Below are 18,363 nucleotides of genomic sequence, written 5' to 3'. Positions count from 1 at the left end.
TATAAGAAGTAAGACTGCGTTCAGTATTATTAATATGATAAGAGCAAAGCGTTGCCCATATTTAAAAAGAGAAATTAAATTGATGATTAAAGTTATGATGATAAGAGTGGCACCTGGCCAATACCATAGTGAGAACTTAGTATCATTAAATAAGTTAGTAAAAAATGTTGTATAAACAACGAATAAATTAACTATACTTAAAATGATTGATAATAAATATAAGATGCGAGTTGATTTCATGATGTCTGTCCTTTCTAATCATGTATTTATATTAAGATAATATTATATAATTTTGTTGTTCAGTTTGTAAATAGATTTAATGCGTCATTTATATTTTAGTATAAAGTGAGCTTCAGTAAGATATATAATCAAAAATGTTTGATGAAGGAGAAAAATAGATGAATAAGAGAAATGAAGTTATTAACAAATTACTAGAGCGTGCAGATATTCATGAAGGTATGCGTGTACTAGATATTGGATGTGCTACTGGTGAAGTAACACAATTAATCGCCGAACGCGTAGGATCACAAGGAGAAGTTATTGGTATCGATATGAATGAAGACTTATTGGCTAAAGCAATTGAAGGAAATTCATATACAAATGTCTGTTATCAATTACATGATATTTACCAATTACCCGAAACGTTGGGTCAATTTGATGCAATTGTTGGTCGACGCGTATTAATGTACTTGCCTGATGTGAAACAAGCTTTATCTATATTAAAAGGATTTTTAAAACCTGGCGGGCAATTTTGTTTTCAAGAGAGTGATGCGATTAATGGAGGAACGGGTGCAGATCAATTACCAAACCATCAAACAGCAATACAGTGGATCTGGGATACTGTTGAAAAAGAAGGTGGAGATATTCATATTGGACAAAAACTATATCAATTATTTAACGAAATAGGTATGCGTGATATAGATTACTTCGCTGAAGCGGTGATTCATACTTCTGAAAATAATGATTTAGAATGGTTAGTGGGAATGATGTTACCTAGAATGAAAGCACATCACGTAGTGGAAGACAATTTCTCAATGGATACATTTAAAGATAAATTAAATCAAGAAGCGAATCAAAATCCAGCTGCTTTTATACGAGATATGGCCTTTGCCATAACAGGAAAAATCAAAGGTTAATAAACAAGATAGAGGCTAGAACCCGCAAAATGGGTTCTAGCCTCGTTTATATATTAAAAGTTATGTTTAAGATACATTCGCGTATGTGACATATCCATTTTGTACAACAAAAACAATATGCCCTTTACCTACTTGATAACTATATAAGCCATCGCCTTTCTTCTTAGTAGGACCATTTAATGGATTTTGGAAATCGTAGTGATTACCATATTTTTGTTTCACTTGTTTTAAAGTAATTGTATTTGGTTTGATTTTAAATTCTACATTATTTGCTTTGTGGTTTTTATATTGTTGGAAATTTTGATCATAAATATCTTTAGAATTATTGGGTGCTTGATACTTACTATTTACTTTCACACCGTTGAATTCTACGTTACCTGCTTTTAGTCCATTGTAGAAAGATGAACTTAACACAAAATTGCCACCAGAAGCGGTATAACCATTATATTTATACCAATATTGAGATGAAGCAGCATGAGCTTCGTGAGATGATACATTGTCTGCAGAAACACTTACTCCTAATGCAGTGCCGAGAATAATACTACTAGCAACAAAAGTTTTTGTTAATTTCTTCATAAAGCATCACTCCTATATGATTTTGGTAGTGAAAACACTACCACTTTTAATTTACAATATTATTATAAGATATTCAAACTTAAAGTATAAATTTATTTTCGTTTATTTTATTTAATGATATATAGTACATAATTCATTTATATCTATATTGTGAAATATTTTTGTTTCGTGTCTATATTTATATAAAAATATAGTATAGTCTATATGTATAAAGTATTTTTTCAATAAATGTAAATTTATGCATATTTAAATTAAATCATTAACTAAACAAAGGGGACTTATTAGTGAAGAAATTGTTATTTTTAAGTGGAACAGCACTTTTATTGTTGGCAGCGTGTAATAATGATGACTCATCAAGTGACAACAAAGGTGCGTCAAATGTAGAAGATAGTCAAAAAAGTGAAAATAGCAACAAAGGGGATAATTCAAAATCATCTTCTAGTAAAGATAGCTCAAATAAAGAAAGTAATTCAGATAGTTCGAAAAGTTCATCTAGTAATGACATAGCTAACTTATCTGAGAAAGAGAAAGTAGCTTTAGTATTTTTAGCGAATGAATCAGGTAAATATACTTTAACGAAAAATGATATTTTGACTGGTAGATATACAGCTCAGATGTCAGATGGTAAAGAGACTAAAACTTTGAAAAATTTTGCTGTAAGTAGAGAAATTCAAGATATTCCAAATTCACCTGAAGGGATGAAATTTTATGGTGTATCTCCTTCTGTAGGAATGTTTGGATCTATTATAGGTGTCAGTGACGATAAAATTTATTTAGGTGGTACTCAAAGTGAAATTCCTTCATATAAAGATGCTTTAAAGTACGGTGAAGAACACGACACTAAAGAAGTCTACGAAAAATATAAAGATTCTAGTGAATTTGAATCAGTAGCTAACAAGATTAATATTTATGATAAAATGCCAACATTCTCAGATGATGACGATGAAGAAAGTGATGACGATTCAAGTTCAGATGATAATAGTTCATCAGATAGTAGTTCTGATTCTGAAGAAGTTACACGTGATAACGTTATTGATAAAGTAGAATCCTACGAAGGAGAAAATTTAGATACAGACGAATATACATTTAAAGAACCTGAAAAAACAAGTGATGGTAAATGGGGATTCTCATATGATGATAAAGATGGCAATTTAGCAGGATCATATACTGTAGATGTTGATGATGGCTATGTGACGAAATATGATGAAAATGGTGACAAAGTAGGATCAGGTTATTAAGCTTTAATGCAACTCATAATAATGTATAAGAAGTATGTACCTTATAATCAACGACTTCTATAAGAAAGGATTAAATGAAATATGTTTGAAGCGCCTGTTATGGAATGGTTTATAACATCCCTCATTGTATTTGTAATTATTTTATTAGCTGTAGAATTAATCAATTCTATAAGTAAAAATAAGAAAAGAATAATGGACATAGCAATAGAGTTAGACAGTTGGGTAAAATATTGTTTGAGTTTGGCTTATGTTGTCCTTATTTCAATAGGTATCTACGAATTCACGTTTTATTTTATGTTAGAAGCAGCAACACTTTGGGCAATTGTATTTCCAGTTACAATCATTGTCATATTTACACCATACTTACTTTTATTTTTACCATTATTTAAATATACAAGTACTTGGGGAATATTTCCCATTATATTGTGGAGTATGGTCAGCGCATTACCTTTAACTTATGGTATAAATCTATTAATAACTTCAAAAATGAGAACTACTGAATCTGATGTAGTCGCTTATACTAACGGTGAGGAAGTCTTTAAGTATGTCGGTGGCGCTTCGTTGGTTATAGTAGCAGTAACAGCCATGGTATTGATTATTATTAAATCAGTAACAAAAAAATATACAAAAGAATTAATTAGTGAAGAATAATAAAAAACCATCTCCCAATTGCGAGTTTAGCCGCATTTTTGGGAGATGGTTTTATTCTATGAATGTTTCGCTTTTTTGTTACCAGGCATTGGGATGTGTAAGTGCATTAAATCAAATTTTTTAATTAATGTGCCAATAATGTAAGCGAGTATTAAGCTAGTAATTGCTACGGCAATAATTGTTATAGCGGATGATACTGGATTATTAAAGCCAAATAGTACAATGGCACCTGCAATAGGCGTTGCCATACCAGTTACGCCTATTTTTAGACCGCTAAATGTGATAATGCAAGCATTGACCATACCTATAATAGCGTTGGTTCCGTATAATACGGACACATATTTTACAATTAAATCAATTTGTGTCAATGGTTCTATAAAGACGGCGAAACGATTTGGTTTTTCGCCAATTTTTAAAATATTGAATAGCGTAAAGTTTACAAATGATGCGCCGGTACAAGTAATCGCACCGATAGCCATTGGTAGACCAGTTAGACCTAAAATACTTGCAAGTACCATTGAGCTTAATGGTGTCATACTTGTTACTGGAATAATAAGACCTAATATAATTGCTAATGCATAAGGACTACTATCGCCAACTGAGTTAACAGCGCCGGCAATTTGGTTTAATACGGCTGTGACTCCTGGATTGATTATAGAAGCGAGTCCATAAACTAATGCTGGTGCAATGAGTATAACTACGATTAAATCTAAACCTTCTGGTACTTTCTTTTGAATAAATTTAATGATGAATGCAACAATATATGCAGCGATAAACGCTGGTAATAAACTGAAATCTTTTAATACTAGACCTACAATAATAGCGAATACTGGTGATACGCCTAAATTGATACATGTGAGTATACCCACTGCGATACCACCTAGACTACCTGCAAGATCCCCGATGTCTTGTAAGAATTTAATATGTAAGATACCACCTATGGCATAGCTTAAGAATGCTTGGGGAAGGAATGTCGCACAAGCTGCACCTGATAATGCTTGTAAGCCTTCCTTACCGTATGGTGCAAATTTTAAAAATAAAGTCATTATAATTAACACGGCGACAAGTGTTCCAACGCCTAAAATAATATTCATGTATATTAACCCCTTTAGTACAATTTAAATACCATCTCTATAAAAAATCATTTCACAATTGTAACATAATGTTCAAAAAATTAAATCGCCCACAAATAATTATTATTAAATATTTAATCTTTTTGAAAATTCAAATTCAGAATTCGAGTTGTAAATCTATATAGAAGTTAAAAAAGTATACAATTCGTTTGGAAATCATTTGTTTATTTTTACAAAATAAATGTTTTAACAATATAGACATAAAATATAACAATTTACATGTATAAATTTATGTTTTGGGGTATATAATATACACAACAGAGGGGGAGATTCTTATGAAATTTTTCAAATTAGATTATCAACACAATAAAGATATTGTCGACGATAATGTTCTAACTATGTTTGTTATTGCTAAAAATAAAGATGAAGTAGAAGAATTTGCTAAAAAATTAGGCTACGCAGTGGAAAACATTAAAAAATTAAGTCAAAAAGAATTTGACCACGAAAAAGAAGTCACTGAACATTATAGATTAGAACATGCAGATCAATATTTATAATGTTTAAGTGTAACAAGTAAAGTAATAAAAGGGGTAAGCTGTAGATTGCTAAATATTGGCAGACTACAGCTTTTTGAATATCACTAAAAAACTCATAATTACAGAGTTATTGATTGATATATTAAGTTAAATTCACATTGAATAATATAGAAACGAGAGGGTCGGATTACTATGAGAGAAATTGAAAAACTTGATAAAGGTATGCCATATCATTTTGATGATAAAGAAGTAGCAGATCGTAAAGCAAGAGCCGCGCAATTATGCCAAGAATTTAATGCCATTCCTGCTACAGATCCAGAACAACAGGAAAAGAAAATTCGTGAAATATTAGGTTCAGCTGGAGATAACATTTCTTTCCAAGCTACATTCAATTGCGATAATGGAAGCAATATACATGTAGGGCATGATGTATTAACTAATTATAATCTTACTATTTTGGATATTGCACCAGTAACAATAGGAAATCATGTCATGATAGGTCCAAACGTCGATATTTATACTGTTAATCATCCTTTGAGTGCAAAAGGCAGACGAGAATATTTAGCACAAGCAAGCCCAGTTAATATAGGAAATGATGTTTGGATAGGAGGCAAGGTAACTATTACACCGGGTGTTACGATAGGTGATAATGTAGTTATCGCATCAGGTGCAGTAGTAACAAAAGACATACCTGATAACTCACTTGCAGCAGGTGTACCAGCTAAAGTCATTAAACAATTAGAAGAATAGAGGCATAAACAGTTTTAATGAATCGCTAATTTCTGCAGTGAAGAATAAATCGGCTAATAATAAAGTTTTGAAAAGCTATACGAAAAAGGTCTGTTTAAATATGTAAAATCAATTATTAAGTGCATTAAAATGTAATTTTATACATTTATGTGTAATGATGAACCATTATTGTCTAATTTTTAAAAATTTTCTTGTTATTTACATTTTTCCTTTACAAAATATAATGTATAATGAACAAAAAATAACTAGGAGAATAAACAGACATGATGAAAAACAAATTGACATTAAAAGAGAATATTTTTATCGGATCAATGCTATTTGGTTTATTCTTTGGTGCAGGGAATATTATATTTCCAATTCATCTAGGACAAACAGCAGGATCAAACGTATTTATAGCCAATTTAGGCTTTTTAATTACAGCCATTGGGTTACCATTTTTAGGTATCATAGCAATCGGTATGTCTAAAACAAATGGCATTTTTGAAATTACTTCAAGGGTAAGTAAAACGTACGCATACATATTTACAATAGGTCTATATTTAGTAATCGGACCATTCTTTGCTTTACCTAGGTTAGCAACGACATCATTTGAAATTGCATTTTCACCATTTATCTCACCAGGTGCTGCGAAGATTTATTTACCAGTTTTTAGTATTATTTTCTTCTTATTAGCATGGTTCTTTGCGAGAAAACCATCTAAAATTTTAGATTACATAGGGAAATTTTTAAATCCTGTATTTTTAATCTTATTAGGTATCGTTGTTGTCTTAGCCTTTATCCATCCATTAGGTGGATTAACTAATGCGCCAGTAAGTGCGGATTATAGTAAGAGCCCACTGCTCAAAGGATTTATTGATGGTTATAATACTTTAGATGCATTAGCGTCACTAGCATTTGGTATTATCATCGTAACAACGATTAAAAAGTTAGGTATTACAAATCCTAATAGTATTGCTAAAGAAACAATTAAGTCAGGAACAATCAGTATTGTATTAATGGGTATCATATATAGCTTACTTGCGTTTATGGGTACAATGAGTATCGGTAAATTCAAAGTGAGTGAAAATGGAGGTATCGCATTAGCACAAATCGCGAGACATTATCTTGGAGATTACGGCATCATTATCCTATCATTGATTGTTATTGTGGCATGTTTAAAAACAGCTATTGGATTAATCACAGCCTTTTCTGAAACGTTTACTGAGTTGTTCCCGAAACGTAGCTACTTAATGTTTGCGACAGTAGTCAGTATTTTAGCATGTGTATTCGCTAACGTTGGTTTAACGAAAATCATTATGTATTCAACACCTGTATTGATGTTCATTTATCCATTAGCGATCACAATTATTTTATTAACATTAATTAGTCCATTATTTAACCACTCAACTATTGTTTATAGATTCACGATTTTCTTCACTATGATTGCTTCATTCATTGACGGAGTTAAAGCAAGTCCAGAACCATTTTTAAAAACATCATTTGCTAAATTCGTTATTTCATTAGGTGAAAAATACCTACCATTCTTCGATATTGGAATGGGATGGATTTTACCAGCATTGGTTGGCTTTATTATTGGCTTCATTGTTTACAAAGTTCGTTCAAATAAATCTTCAACAAATGAATAGAATTCTAAGAGTGTATCGCGTCTATCCTTAATAAGATAGGCGCGATTTTTTATATCAATTAAACAAATATTCATTAATATTATATGCGAAATAAAGAAGGCTTAAATAAATATTTATTTTTACTTAATAATGAATTAATAATCATTAATTAAGCTTAATCTAACGAAAATCTAAAGGATGGTTAATATGGAAATGGTAAAGTCTAAGCAAGATTTATACAGAATTATTGATGATTCTGATAAGCAACAGACTTCTAAAATGTTACTTTTAATGGTATTGGGAACGATATTTTTAGATGCATATGATATTACCATTTTAGGAACAATGACTGATCAAATTACAAAAGAGTTTCATTTATCTCCCACAATGTTATCCATTGTGATGACATCTTTACCTGTAGGTGCATTGATAGGTGCGATTTTTGGAGGGAGTTTAGCACACCGTTTTGGGAGAAAAAGAATCCTTTCTATTTCTCTTTTAATTCTTATCGTTACATCATTATGTGCAGCCATATCACCTAATTTATTTATGTTGTTAATTAGCCGATTTTTAATGGGAATCGCTATTGGTATGGATAGTCCAGTTGCCTTCACATTTATTGCAGAAATTAGTAATAAAGTACAAAGAGGTCGTAATGTTAATTACTGGCAAGTTGTATGGTACATCGCTATTGTAATATCTTCATTAGTGGTCATTATGTTTTTCTTATTAGGTGTTGGAGAACTCTTATGGAGAATGGCAGTTGCATTTGGAGGGGGTATTGCCCTCATATTATACATTATGAGATTGAAATACTTGAAAGAAAGTCCGACATGGATTGTTAATCATTTATCTCTTAAAAAAGCATCACTATATATTCAAAAGCATTATGACGTTCAAATTCAATTAGTAGAAAATGAAACAGATGTTAAAGAAATAGACACAGCTAAACCTGAATATAAAAGACTTTTAAAGCCGCCATACTTAAAAAGAATTACACTAGCAACAGCAATTTCTACCTTACAAGGAATGCAGTATTATGCGGTTGGTTTATATATCCCTATAATTGCAAAATATATGATAAGTGAAGATAAACTAGGTGTGCTACTTGGGACTGGAATTGTTAATATTGCTGGTATTATTGGTGCTTATTTAGGAGCACAATATACCTATCGGATAGGTACACGTAAACTCACAATGATAGGCTTTGCTATTGTACTCTTTGTCATGATTATGACGGGATTATTATATAGTGTTATGCCTATGATAATTAATTCATGTTTAATCGCACTATTCTTATTTGGACATGCAGGGGAACCAGGTACACAAGGTAAAACGATAGGAGCAATGTCATTTCCAACGCAATTACGTTCACAAGCGACAGGAATTGTAGAATCAGTAAGTAGAACAGGTAGTATTATAGGTACGTTCATATTCCCAATTATTTTAGCAACTGTAGGTTTAAATCAAACCATGTTAATTATTGGTCTTGTACCTTTAATAGGTTTAACAATTACGTTCGTACTGAAATGGGAGCCAGTCGGAAAGAACGTTGAGAATGAACTGACTAGTTAATGCGGACAAAGGGGATAATTGGGAAAGATGCTTGTATATAACTGCCATGAAGGGATTATTTGGCTAGATGTAAGTGTTCGGTTTGTCTGAAGTTAGTGTAACGGCGGTCTAAAAATCTACTTTTCTTCAGAGCATTATCCCCTCCCCTATCTAGATTGATTGAGGTGGCAATCATTAATAATAAAGAAGACTTTCTTATTGCACATAAAATGCAATAAGAAGGTCTTTAGTTATAATTCAGATATTAGATTATAAATCGCTCATTTCAAATATGAGAGCAAAATCTTTATTATTTAGTTAAAAATTCTGAAGTTGTTGTTACTGAAGCGAAGTTTGATAATGCTGAAATATATGCAGTTTGAACATTTTTAGCATCGACTGTTTCGCCATTATACTCTAAATCACATGTAGCAGTTGTATCTTCAACTAGAATAGGCTGATAGCCAAGTTCAGCCGCAACTCTTGTTGTAGAATCAATACACATATGTGTCATCATACCTGTAATCACAAGTTGTTCAACACCTTGTTCTTTTAAAGTGTCTTGTAGAGTTGTACCTAAAAAGCTATTAGGATATTGCTTTTCAATGATAATATCATCAGATTGTACATTGAATTTTTCATGAATTTCAATACCATTAGTACCTGCTTCAAATAAAGGAGCACCTTCAGTATGATCAATATGTTGAATATAAATAACAGGTAACTGTTGTTCTTTAAATGCATCTTTCAATTGAACTGCTTTGTCTGCAGCAGCTTCCGGATTAACAAGTGGGTTTTTACCACCATCGAAGTAATCATTTTGTATATCTATAATAACGAGTGCTTGTTTTTTAGTCATTTTATCTCTCCTAAACGTTTTGTTAATTCTAACGTATGTAACTAAAAAAAAAGAAATATTTAGATTTGTGTCTAAATTGTGATCATTTCTCTTGAAAATTTTGTCAAAAGTATTACAATGGTATCTGTAACGTAATTGAAAACGCTTCTTAATTAGAAGAAGGTGAGTCAAATAGATAAAAGAAAAAAAGAGCAAGCCTTTGCTAATCTTGTACGTGCCTATCGTAAAGAACATGTCGGTAAAGGACCTGAAAAAATCGAAGTCGATTTTAAAGGTAATTGGGCAATCGCTTTTATGACAGGTGCATTAAGTAAAGTTGAAAACTTTTACTTGCGTGATGAACGTAATGAAGAAATGTTACGTCATGCACGAACACAAGAAGTAAAGCGTCTATATGATGAGGTCAATCCTGATGAGATGGAAGAACTTGTCGGTGCTAAATTTGTAAAACTATTTACAGATGTTGATTTAGCTGCTGATGAAGTAGTGTCAATATTTGTTTTCGATAAATCAATAGAATAAGCGTGCTGGTGTAAGGTACCTGGTGCTGTTTGCTAACTACGCTTGAATAAAATTAATTATTCAAGGGGGTGATATGTGCAAATAGTAGCAGGTATTTTTGTGTATTAAGAAGTAATTTAAATTTTAAATAAAAAATTTTATAGGAGTGTATTATTTTATGAAAATAGTAGCATTATTTCCAGAATATGTAGAGGGCGAAGAAAATCAAATTTTAAATACTAAAAAAGCAATTGGTTTAAAACCATTTTTAGAAGAAAAAGGACATGAATTAGTCATCTTAACTGATGGTGAAGCTGACTTAGATAAACACTTAGCAGATATGGATATTGTTATTAGTGCACCATTCTATCCAGCTTATATGACTAAAGAACGTCTTGAAAAAGCACCAAACTTAAAATTAGCTATTACTGCAGGTGTCGGTTCTGACCATGTTGACTTAAAAGCAGCTAGTGAAAACAATGTGGGTGTTGTAGAAGTAACAGGTAGTAATACAGTAAGTGTTGCCGAACATGCTGTTATGGACTTATTAATCTTACTACGTAATTATGAAGAAGGTCATAGACAATCAGTTGAAGGTGAATGGAACCTTTCTAGAGTTGGTAATGACGCACATGAATTACAAAATAAAACAATCGGTATCTTTGGTTTCGGTAGAATTGGTCAATTAGTAGCTGAACGTTTAGCACCATTTAACGTAACAATTCAACATTATGACCCAATCAACCAAAAAGATAATGAACATTCAAAATTTGTAGACTTTGAAACATTAGTATCAACAAGTGATGCAATTACTATTCATGCACCACTTACACCAGATACAGATACACTATTTAATAACGATGTGTTAAGTAAAATGAAAGAAGGTAGTTATTTAGTTAACACAGCTAGAGGTAAAATTGTAGATACAGAAGCATTAGTAAAACAATTAGAATCTAAACACATTCAAGGTTATGCTGGCGACGTATGGTATCCACAACCTGCTCCTGCAGATCACCCTTGGAGAAATATGCCTAGAAATGCAATGACTGTACACTATTCAGGTATGACATTAGAAGCACAACAACGTATAGAAGAGGGTACAAAAGATATTTTAAATCGTTTCTTTAACAATGAACCATTCCAAGACAAAGATGTGATAGTTGACGGAGGTCAAATCACAAGCGCAAGCTATAACGCAAAATAATTCACACAACACCATAGCCATGGATATTACCCTTTCCCATCTCCCTTAAAAAATATAAATCTATAATAGAGAAACATTGTTTACCCCTGGACAATGTTTCTCTATTTTTATTATTTAGCATCGATTACAAATTGGTTGTAATTTAGGTTTATCTTTTTCATAATAAACGGATAGATGTCCACATATTAATTGGAATGAGCAAAACTAGACTTTAGTTATAAATTAAAGGAGATAGATTATGTTATTCGAAAGAAATAAACCATTTACGAACGAAACATTACTTGATAAAGAAAATATATTAGAACTGATTCAATTTGAAAGATTTTGTCGTGATAACAGTCTTTGGGACAGTATGTATCAATGTTTTTCAAAAGATTCAACGGTAAATATTTCGTGGTTTAAAGGGTCAGGCGCTGAATTTGTAGAATCATCAAAAGAAATGAATCGTTATGCACCGCATCAAATTTATAATTCACAGATTTGGATTAATCAACATAGAGCAGTTGCAATTATGCAGGCAACAATCCAAGCACGATTACCTATTGAGGATGTTCAAATGCAACTCAATTCAGATGCGAAAATTGTGTATGGATTAGTTAAAGAAGGAGACACTTGGTATATCCAAAATATGGAATGTGTCTATGAAAAAGATAGTCTTACACCTGTCGTACCTTCAACGATTACTATTCCAGACGAACAGTTACAAGCATATCGTTCAAGTTATGCATGCTTAAGTTATTGCCTAAATTACATTGGTTATAGTGTAAATCATGAATTACAAGGTATTGATCGACCAGAGCAATTGAACGATTATTATCAACGTTTAGATCAATGGTTAACTTATCAAAACGACACGATATAAATAAAGGAGTATTAAAGATGAAAAAAATAGACTTACATTCACATTATCTTTCACCAGGATTTGTGAAATTTTTAGATGATTATTTTGATGGTAAAGGTGACGGTGTACCAACGCCTTCATTTTCAATAGATAGTTATTTAAAGTTAATGGAAGATGAAGAGATAGATTATAGTGTATTATCAATTTCAAGCCCACATTTAAGTGCTGCACCAGATAAAGAAATGCTTGAGTTAACTGAAGAAGCGAATACCTATGCTGCTGAGATGGTAACAGCGCATCAAGATAAATTAGACTACTTCGCATCATTACCTCTACCTTTAGTAGAAGAGAGTATTCAAATGATCGACCGTGCCTTAGATGACCAACATGCATTAGGGTTTACATTACCAACCAATGCACGAGGTATTTATTTAGGTGATGATCGTTTAGATAAAATACTTGCTAAACTAGATGAACGTCACGCATTAGTAGCAATTCATCCTAATGAACCTAAACCAGTTAATGATTCAATTAAAGAAAAAATACTATCACCATTGATGGAATTTTTCTTTGATACGACACGTACTATTATTTTCATGAGTCAAAATAATGTGTTTAGTAAATATCCTAATATTAAATGGATTGTGCCACATAGCGGTGCGTTGTTACCAGTTATCGCACAACGTGTGAGCATAGGTAATAAAATGTTTAATGTTGAAAATGGACCGGATGATATCGAACAAGTTATGAAAAACTTATACTTTGATTTAGCCGGTATGGTATTACCTTATCAATTACCAACATTATTAGAAATGGTGGATGAAGATAAAATTGTGTATGGTGCAGATGCTCCTTATACAACTGATGAAGTAATTAAATTATTAGCGAATCAGCTTGAATCTACAGATCAATTATCTAATGAACAAAAAGAAAAATTCTTATATAACAATGCAAGTAAATTGTTAGGATTTTCAAATAAATAATAGTATTTAAAAAAGGAGCGTTCCAATGAGGATACGCTCCTTTTATATTTTGAATAAGTTATGACAATAAATCAGAATAGATCTTTTGTCCTCTTAATATTTCATCAATTATACATGATAGTGCTATACTTGAGTAAAGCGTTTTCCTAAAAATTTGGTCATTATAAAAAATATAGATAGAGGTGTTTAATAATGAATTTAGTCGCAATACTTATTGGTTTAGGACCACTAATAGGTTGGGGTCTATTTCCAACTATCGCTTCAAAATTTGGTGGTAAACCAGTAAACCAAATTATAGGTGCTACTGTCGGAACATTAATTTTTGCCATTGTGTTCTTTGCATCGACAAGTCATAGTTTCCCAACAGGTATGGATTTATTCTTTGCACTGTTATCAGGCGCAGGGTGGAGTTTTGGTCAAATCATGACATTCAAAGCATTTGAATATGTAGGATCATCACGTGCAATGCCAGTAACAACAGCATTTCAATTGTTAGGTGCTTCTTTATGGGGCGTCTTTGCACTTGGTAACTGGCCTGGTGTTACAAATAAAATTATCGGATTTATCGCATTAATTGTTATTTTAATTGGTGCGCGTATGACAGTTTGGGATGAGCATCCAGAAGCAACAAATAGCAAATTATTAAGAAAAGCAGTTGTGATTTTATTAATTGGTGAAATTGGTTATTGGTTATATTCAGCAGCACCACAAGCGACAGATATCGGTGGTAAAGCAGCATTCTTACCACAAGCAATCGGTATGGTGATTGTAGCTGTTATTTATGGATTGATGAACATGAAAGAAAGTAATCCATTTACTATGAAAGTAACATGGTTGCAAATTATCTCAGGTTTCTTCTTTGCATTTGCAGCGTTGACATATCTTATCTCTGCACAACCAAATATGAATGGTTTAGCAACAGGTTTCGTACTATCTCAAACTTCTGTTGTGCTTGCAACTTTAACTGGCATTTACTTCTTAAACCAACGTAAAACATCTAAAGAAATGTTAGTCACTGTCATTGGATTAGTACTTATTTTAGTAGCAGCGACTGTAACAGTATTTATCAAATAATAAAGAGGAGAGATTTTGATGAAGAAAACAGCATTACTCAATAGTCATGTATCAAAAGCTATCGCAACGATTGGTCATTATGATTTACTGACAGTTAACGACGCGGGAATGCCTATCCCAAATGATGATAGAAGAATTGATTTAGCAGTAACAAAGGAATTACCTAAATTTATTGATGTACTAGAAACAGTATTATCAGAAATGAAAATTCAAAAAATTTATTTAGCTGAAGAAATCAAAACAAATAATGCGACACAGTTAAAACAAATTAAAAATTTAATTGATGATGATGTGGAAATTGAATTTATTCCACATTCTGAAATGAAAGCATATTTAAGTCATCCATTAAATAAAGGAAATATACGTACTGGTGAAACTACACCATTCTCTAATATCATCCTTGAATCAAACGTAACATTTTAATTAATTGAAACGGAGAGGTTGTTATGACTAATAAAGTCGTTATTTTGGGATCTACAAATGTAGACCAATTTTTAACAGTTGAACGATATGCCAAACCAGGGGAAACATTACATGTGGAAAAAGCACAACAATCCTATGGTGGCGGTAAAGGTGCCAACCAAGCTATTGCAACAGCACGTATGAAAGCTAATACGACATTTATTTCTAAAGTAGGTAAAGATGGATTAGCGCAATTTATGTTCGACGATTTTAAAGATGCAGGTATGAATATAGATTATATTTTAGAATCTGAAACTGAATCAACTGGCCAAGCATTTATCACTGTTGACGCGCAAGGTCAAAATACGATTTACGTCTATGGCGGTGCAAATATGGCCATTACACCAGAAGATGTTGTTAGTGCTAAAGAGGCAATTACACAAGCAGATTTCATTGTTGCACAGTTAGAAGTACCGGTACCAGCAATCATTGAAGCTTTCAAAGTAGCAAGAGCAGCAGGTGTAACGACAGTCTTAAATCCAGCACCAGCCAAGGAATTACCACAAGAATTATTGGAATTAATTGATGTGATTGTGCCTAATGAATTTGAAGCAGAAATATTATCAGGCACCCCTGTCACAGATGAAGCGTCTATGGCACAAAATGCGAATTATTTCTTAGGATTAGGTGCAAAAGTGGTCATCATTACTTTAGGAGAACAAGGTACATATTATGCCGTTGAAAATGATTCTGGATTAGTACCAGCTCAAAAAGTAAAAGCCATTGATACAACAGCAGCAGGAGATACTTTTATCGGCGCTTTCGTCAGTCGATTTAATATGGAAGAACGTAATCTTGTTGAAGCCATTGATTTTGCTAACAGGGCAGCTTCACTTACAGTACAAAAATCAGGCGCACAAGCCTCTATTCCTTTAGCAGAAGAAGTAGAATAATCATATAAACCTCTGATAGTCTTCTTTTTGAACGGCTAATCAGAGGTTTTTAATTTCTAAAAAGTATTAATCAAATCAATCATTTGAATTATAAAGAAAGATATCTTATATTTAATAGTACACCCGGTGTACTATTAAATAATTACTTTTGAAATAGGGGCAATAAAATGAATATTAATCAACTAGAACAATCCATTAACCAATTTCATGTTGTAATGATGCACATTAATAAAGAAATCGATGACATGGTTAAAGAAACAGGACTTGATGATGTATTATCAAGAGAACAAATTGAAGCACTTAGAATGATACAAGCTAATGGTTCAATGACTGTTGGAGAATTAGCCACACAGCAAAATATATTTAAGACGGCAGCCTCAAAGAGAATAAATAAACTTCAAGACAAAGGCTATGTAGCGCAAGCACCTTCTGATAATAAGCGAATTAAATTAATCACATTAACTGATGAGGGAGAGAAATTGATTAGTGAAGTTACTTCAAAAATTGCTAATACTTTGAAATCAAGATTAAATAATGAATTTAGTGAGCAAGAACTTATCGACTTCGTGAATCAACTCGATCAACTAGAACAAGTATTAAGCAGACATCATTAAACATTCATTTAAAGGAGAGATAAAGATGAAAACAGATATGAGGGCAATGGTTATCTATCAATATGGAAATAACCCTGTAACTGAAACACGTATGCCGATACCAAGTATGAATCCAAATGAAGTAAGAGTAAAAATTATAGCAGCAAGTATAAATCCTATAGATTTTAAAATTAGAGATGGTGAGTTACGTATATTATTGAAATATCAATTCCCGCTCATACTAGGAAATGATTTTTCTGGTGTCATTACAGAAGTTGGTAGTAACGTAAAACAATTTAAAATTGGAGACGAGGTATATGGTCGTCCACGGAAAAAGAAAATAGGCACATTTGCAGAGTATATTTCAATTGATGAACATGATATTGCTTTAAAACCAAATAATTTAACTTTTGAAGAAGCAGCGAGTGTACCTCTTGTTGGTCTAACATCATATCAAGCGTTTAATGATATGATGAAACTTAAAAAAGGTGATAAAGTATTAATTCAAGCTGGATCAGGTGGTGTAGGTACATTTGCTATTCAATTGGCTAAAGCAATGGGATTATTTGTAGCGACAACAGCAAGTCCTAAAGGATACGACCTTGTATCACAATTAGGTGCTGATAAAATAATTAATTATAGAGAACAAAACTTTTGGAAAGAAATATCAAACTATGATGGTGTATTTGATACATTGGGTGGAGATAATTTGAATCATTCATTTGAGGTACTCAAGACTGGCGGTACAGTGGCATCAGTTTCAGGTATTCCAACAGCTAAACTAGGACGACGTTTGAAACTTGGATTTGCTAAAACTACGCTATTAGGCTTGGCATCTTTAAAACTATTACTTAAAGCAAAGAAACATCATGTCAATTATGAATTTTTATTTATGGAACCTAGCGGCGAACAGCTTGAAATCATTCGCAACTTAATTGAAAAAGGTCAAATTAAACCAGTTATAGATAGAGTATATGATTTTAAAGATACTCAACAAGCTATTGAATATTCAAATAGCGGTAGAGCTAAAGGTAAAATTATTATTAAGATGGAAGATAAATAGAGAATAGGGAGCCGATACAATGAAAAAAATAATGATAGTAAATACAAGTACTGATGTCTTTGAAGGTACTGAAATACCAACTGGTTTATGGTTAAGTGAACTCGTACATTTTTATAATCAATTTAGAAGTGATGACTACCAAGTCGATTTATTCAACATTACAGGTGGCAACACACCTATCGATCCAGTAAGTCTTGGACGTCTAACATTAGATAAAACGACTAAATCATATTTATATGATGAGAACTTTATGAATTTATTGAAGTATGCGCAACCTATTGCTGAAGCGGACCCTAAACAATATGACGCCATTTATTTTACAGGTGGTCATGGTGTGATGTTTGATTTTCCTGATAATAAAGATGCACAAAATGCAATTAATGAAATTTATAATCATGGTGGTATTGTTTCAGCTGTATGTCATGGCATCGCAGGGTTATTAAATGCTAAAAATAGTAAAGGCCGTTTCATTATTGATCAACATCAATTGACTGGATTTTCAAATGTAGAAGAAGTGCTTGCCAATCGTAAAAATGTCGTTCCTTTTAAATTAGAAGACGAAATTAAACGTCGTGGCGCACATTATAGTAAAGCTAAATTGCCATTTCGTCCATATGTTGTTGTTGATGGACAAATCGTTACTGGCCAAAACCCACAATCACCAGAACATGTTGCCCGTGAAGTAAAAGCATTGTTAAATAAATAGATTAGAATAAAAAAGAGTACTTGATTATAGTTGAAATGATGTGCACCCCAAAAGTTGGACTAAAAA

20 protein-coding genes are annotated in these 18,363 nt (G+C 32.2%); 17 read left to right on the top strand and 3 right to left on the bottom strand.

Translation table 11 applies throughout. The features are described 5' to 3' along the window. Positions 1-398 precede the first annotated feature (398 nt). A complete protein-coding gene (locus HMPREF3125_RS02385; RefSeq protein WP_070451678.1) occupies positions 399-1,136 on the top strand; it encodes a methyltransferase domain-containing protein in 738 nt (245 codons plus the stop codon). 66 nt (positions 1,137-1,202) lie between these two features. Here the strand turns inward: HMPREF3125_RS02385 and HMPREF3125_RS02380 are convergent, their stop codons facing one another. Continuing rightward, positions 1,203-1,712: an immunodominant staphylococcal antigen IsaB family protein gene (locus tag HMPREF3125_RS02380; protein ID WP_017637802.1), complete on the bottom strand. Its 510-nt coding sequence runs from the start codon at positions 1,710-1,712 to the stop codon at positions 1,203-1,205. Positions 1,713-1,996: 284 nt separating this feature from the next. Between HMPREF3125_RS02380 and HMPREF3125_RS02375 the strand changes: the two genes are divergently transcribed. Both HMPREF3125_RS02375 and HMPREF3125_RS02370 read left to right on the top strand, forming a co-directional pair. Then, positions 1,997-2,950 carry a hypothetical protein gene (locus HMPREF3125_RS02375; protein ID WP_070451676.1) on the top strand — a complete coding sequence of 318 codons (954 nt, stop codon included), beginning with the start codon at positions 1,997-1,999 and terminating at the stop codon, positions 2,948-2,950. 81 nt (positions 2,951-3,031) lie between these two features. Further along, positions 3,032-3,601: a hypothetical protein gene (locus HMPREF3125_RS02370; RefSeq protein WP_017637800.1), complete on the top strand. Its 570-nt coding sequence runs from the start codon at positions 3,032-3,034 to the stop codon at positions 3,599-3,601. 56 nt (positions 3,602-3,657) lie between these two features. On the opposite strand, the gene HMPREF3125_RS02365 is transcribed toward HMPREF3125_RS02370, so the two are convergent. After that, positions 3,658-4,695, bottom strand: coding sequence for a PTS sugar transporter subunit IIC (locus HMPREF3125_RS02365; protein ID WP_070451674.1), 1,038 nt, complete (start codon positions 4,693-4,695; stop codon positions 3,658-3,660). 314 nt (positions 4,696-5,009) lie between these two features. On the opposite strand from HMPREF3125_RS02365, the gene HMPREF3125_RS02360 reads away from it, so the two are divergent. From HMPREF3125_RS02360 to HMPREF3125_RS02345, 4 genes are all read left to right on the top strand, one after another. After that, positions 5,010-5,231, top strand: a complete 222-nt coding sequence (locus HMPREF3125_RS02360) for a hypothetical protein (RefSeq protein WP_017637798.1) — start codon at positions 5,010-5,012, stop codon at positions 5,229-5,231. 171 nt (positions 5,232-5,402) lie between these two features. Then, positions 5,403-5,960 (top strand): sugar O-acetyltransferase, encoded by a 558-nt coding sequence (locus tag HMPREF3125_RS02355; RefSeq protein ID WP_070451672.1) that lies wholly within the window; start codon positions 5,403-5,405, stop codon positions 5,958-5,960. 263 nt (positions 5,961-6,223) lie between these two features. Next, positions 6,224-7,585, top strand: coding sequence for a branched-chain amino acid transport system II carrier protein (brnQ, locus tag HMPREF3125_RS02350; RefSeq protein WP_046467265.1), 1,362 nt, complete (start codon positions 6,224-6,226; stop codon positions 7,583-7,585). A gap of 186 nt (positions 7,586-7,771) precedes the next feature. Then, positions 7,772-9,139 carry an MFS transporter gene (locus HMPREF3125_RS02345; protein ID WP_070451670.1) on the top strand — a complete coding sequence of 456 codons (1,368 nt, stop codon included), beginning with the start codon at positions 7,772-7,774 and terminating at the stop codon, positions 9,137-9,139. Between the two features lie 289 nt (positions 9,140-9,428). On the opposite strand, the gene HMPREF3125_RS02340 is transcribed toward HMPREF3125_RS02345, so the two are convergent. Further along, positions 9,429-9,977, bottom strand: coding sequence for a cysteine hydrolase family protein (locus HMPREF3125_RS02340; protein ID WP_046467263.1), 549 nt, complete (start codon positions 9,975-9,977; stop codon positions 9,429-9,431). 162 nt (positions 9,978-10,139) lie between these two features. Here HMPREF3125_RS02340 and HMPREF3125_RS02335 point away from each other — a divergent pair, with 162 nt between their 5' ends. The 10 genes from HMPREF3125_RS02335 to HMPREF3125_RS02290 all read left to right on the top strand — a co-directional run bounded on the left by HMPREF3125_RS02335 (position 10,140) and on the right by HMPREF3125_RS02290 (position 18,297). Continuing rightward, the gene (locus HMPREF3125_RS02335) at positions 10,140-10,499 is read left to right on the top strand and encodes a Na-translocating system protein MpsC family protein (protein WP_070451668.1); all 360 of its coding nucleotides are present in this window, start codon (positions 10,140-10,142) and stop codon (positions 10,497-10,499) included. A 157-nt stretch (positions 10,500-10,656) separates the two neighbouring features. After that, the gene (locus HMPREF3125_RS02330) at positions 10,657-11,682 is read left to right on the top strand and encodes an NAD-dependent formate dehydrogenase (RefSeq protein WP_017637793.1); all 1,026 of its coding nucleotides are present in this window, start codon (positions 10,657-10,659) and stop codon (positions 11,680-11,682) included. Positions 11,683-11,920: 238 nt separating this feature from the next. Beyond that, positions 11,921-12,544: a nuclear transport factor 2 family protein gene (locus HMPREF3125_RS02325; RefSeq protein WP_046467261.1), complete on the top strand. Its 624-nt coding sequence runs from the start codon at positions 11,921-11,923 to the stop codon at positions 12,542-12,544. A gap of 17 nt (positions 12,545-12,561) precedes the next feature. Further along, the gene (locus HMPREF3125_RS02320) at positions 12,562-13,506 is read left to right on the top strand and encodes an amidohydrolase family protein (protein WP_017637790.1); all 945 of its coding nucleotides are present in this window, start codon (positions 12,562-12,564) and stop codon (positions 13,504-13,506) included. A gap of 192 nt (positions 13,507-13,698) precedes the next feature. Then, complete coding sequence (rbsU, locus tag HMPREF3125_RS02315) at positions 13,699-14,580, top strand: ribose/proton symporter RbsU (protein WP_017637789.1); 882 nt, start codon at positions 13,699-13,701, stop codon at positions 14,578-14,580. Between the two features lie 18 nt (positions 14,581-14,598). Further along, positions 14,599-15,003: a D-ribose pyranase gene (rbsD, locus tag HMPREF3125_RS02310; protein WP_029056702.1), complete on the top strand. Its 405-nt coding sequence runs from the start codon at positions 14,599-14,601 to the stop codon at positions 15,001-15,003. Positions 15,004-15,026: 23 nt separating this feature from the next. After that, on the top strand, positions 15,027-15,935 hold the full coding sequence (gene rbsK, locus HMPREF3125_RS02305; protein ID WP_046467258.1) for a ribokinase: 909 nt from the start codon (positions 15,027-15,029) through the stop codon (positions 15,933-15,935). 167 nt (positions 15,936-16,102) lie between these two features. Beyond that, positions 16,103-16,549, top strand: coding sequence for a MarR family winged helix-turn-helix transcriptional regulator (locus HMPREF3125_RS02300; protein ID WP_070451665.1), 447 nt, complete (start codon positions 16,103-16,105; stop codon positions 16,547-16,549). Between the two features lie 37 nt (positions 16,550-16,586). Further along, positions 16,587-17,591, top strand: a complete 1,005-nt coding sequence (locus HMPREF3125_RS02295) for an NADP-dependent oxidoreductase (RefSeq protein WP_070451950.1) — start codon at positions 16,587-16,589, stop codon at positions 17,589-17,591. Between the two features lie 19 nt (positions 17,592-17,610). Continuing rightward, on the top strand, positions 17,611-18,297 hold the full coding sequence (locus HMPREF3125_RS02290; RefSeq protein ID WP_070451663.1) for a type 1 glutamine amidotransferase domain-containing protein: 687 nt from the start codon (positions 17,611-17,613) through the stop codon (positions 18,295-18,297). Positions 18,298-18,363: the final 66 nt, after the last annotated feature.

The sequence above is a fragment of the Staphylococcus sp. HMSC13A10 genome, assembly GCF_001808005.1.
Taxonomy (GTDB): Bacteria; Bacillota; Bacilli; order Staphylococcales; family Staphylococcaceae; genus Staphylococcus; species Staphylococcus pasteuri.
The sequence above is the reverse complement of the archived record's forward strand: the minus strand, read 5'-3'. Positions and strand labels throughout refer to the sequence as shown.

Bases quoted from the DNA above. Each gene is read 5' to 3' on its own strand.
- HMPREF3125_RS02385 (WP_070451678.1), top strand. From the start codon at position 399: ATGAATAAGAGAAATGAAGTTATTAACAAATTACTAGAGCGTGCAGAT.
- HMPREF3125_RS02380 (WP_017637802.1), bottom strand. From the start codon at position 1,712: ATGAAGAAATTAACAAAAACTTTTGTTGCTAGTAGTATTATTCTCGGC.
- HMPREF3125_RS02370 (WP_017637800.1), top strand. From the start codon at position 3,032: ATGTTTGAAGCGCCTGTTATGGAATGGTTTATAACATCCCTCATTGTA.
- HMPREF3125_RS02365 (WP_070451674.1), bottom strand. From the start codon at position 4,695: ATGAATATTATTTTAGGCGTTGGAACACTTGTCGCCGTGTTAATTATA.
- HMPREF3125_RS02360 (WP_017637798.1), top strand. From the start codon at position 5,010: ATGAAATTTTTCAAATTAGATTATCAACACAATAAAGATATTGTCGAC.
- HMPREF3125_RS02355 (WP_070451672.1), top strand. From the start codon at position 5,403: ATGAGAGAAATTGAAAAACTTGATAAAGGTATGCCATATCATTTTGAT.
- brnQ (WP_046467265.1), top strand. From the start codon at position 6,224: ATGATGAAAAACAAATTGACATTAAAAGAGAATATTTTTATCGGATCA.
- HMPREF3125_RS02345 (WP_070451670.1), top strand. From the start codon at position 7,772: ATGGAAATGGTAAAGTCTAAGCAAGATTTATACAGAATTATTGATGAT.
- HMPREF3125_RS02340 (WP_046467263.1), bottom strand. From the start codon at position 9,977: ATGACTAAAAAACAAGCACTCGTTATTATAGATATACAAAATGATTAC.
- HMPREF3125_RS02330 (WP_017637793.1), top strand. From the start codon at position 10,657: ATGAAAATAGTAGCATTATTTCCAGAATATGTAGAGGGCGAAGAAAAT.
- HMPREF3125_RS02325 (WP_046467261.1), top strand. From the start codon at position 11,921: ATGTTATTCGAAAGAAATAAACCATTTACGAACGAAACATTACTTGAT.
- HMPREF3125_RS02320 (WP_017637790.1), top strand. From the start codon at position 12,562: ATGAAAAAAATAGACTTACATTCACATTATCTTTCACCAGGATTTGTG.
- rbsU (WP_017637789.1), top strand. From the start codon at position 13,699: ATGAATTTAGTCGCAATACTTATTGGTTTAGGACCACTAATAGGTTGG.
- rbsD (WP_029056702.1), top strand. From the start codon at position 14,599: ATGAAGAAAACAGCATTACTCAATAGTCATGTATCAAAAGCTATCGCA.
- rbsK (WP_046467258.1), top strand. From the start codon at position 15,027: ATGACTAATAAAGTCGTTATTTTGGGATCTACAAATGTAGACCAATTT.
- HMPREF3125_RS02300 (WP_070451665.1), top strand. From the start codon at position 16,103: ATGAATATTAATCAACTAGAACAATCCATTAACCAATTTCATGTTGTA.
- HMPREF3125_RS02295 (WP_070451950.1), top strand. From the start codon at position 16,587: ATGAGGGCAATGGTTATCTATCAATATGGAAATAACCCTGTAACTGAA.
- HMPREF3125_RS02290 (WP_070451663.1), top strand. From the start codon at position 17,611: ATGAAAAAAATAATGATAGTAAATACAAGTACTGATGTCTTTGAAGGT.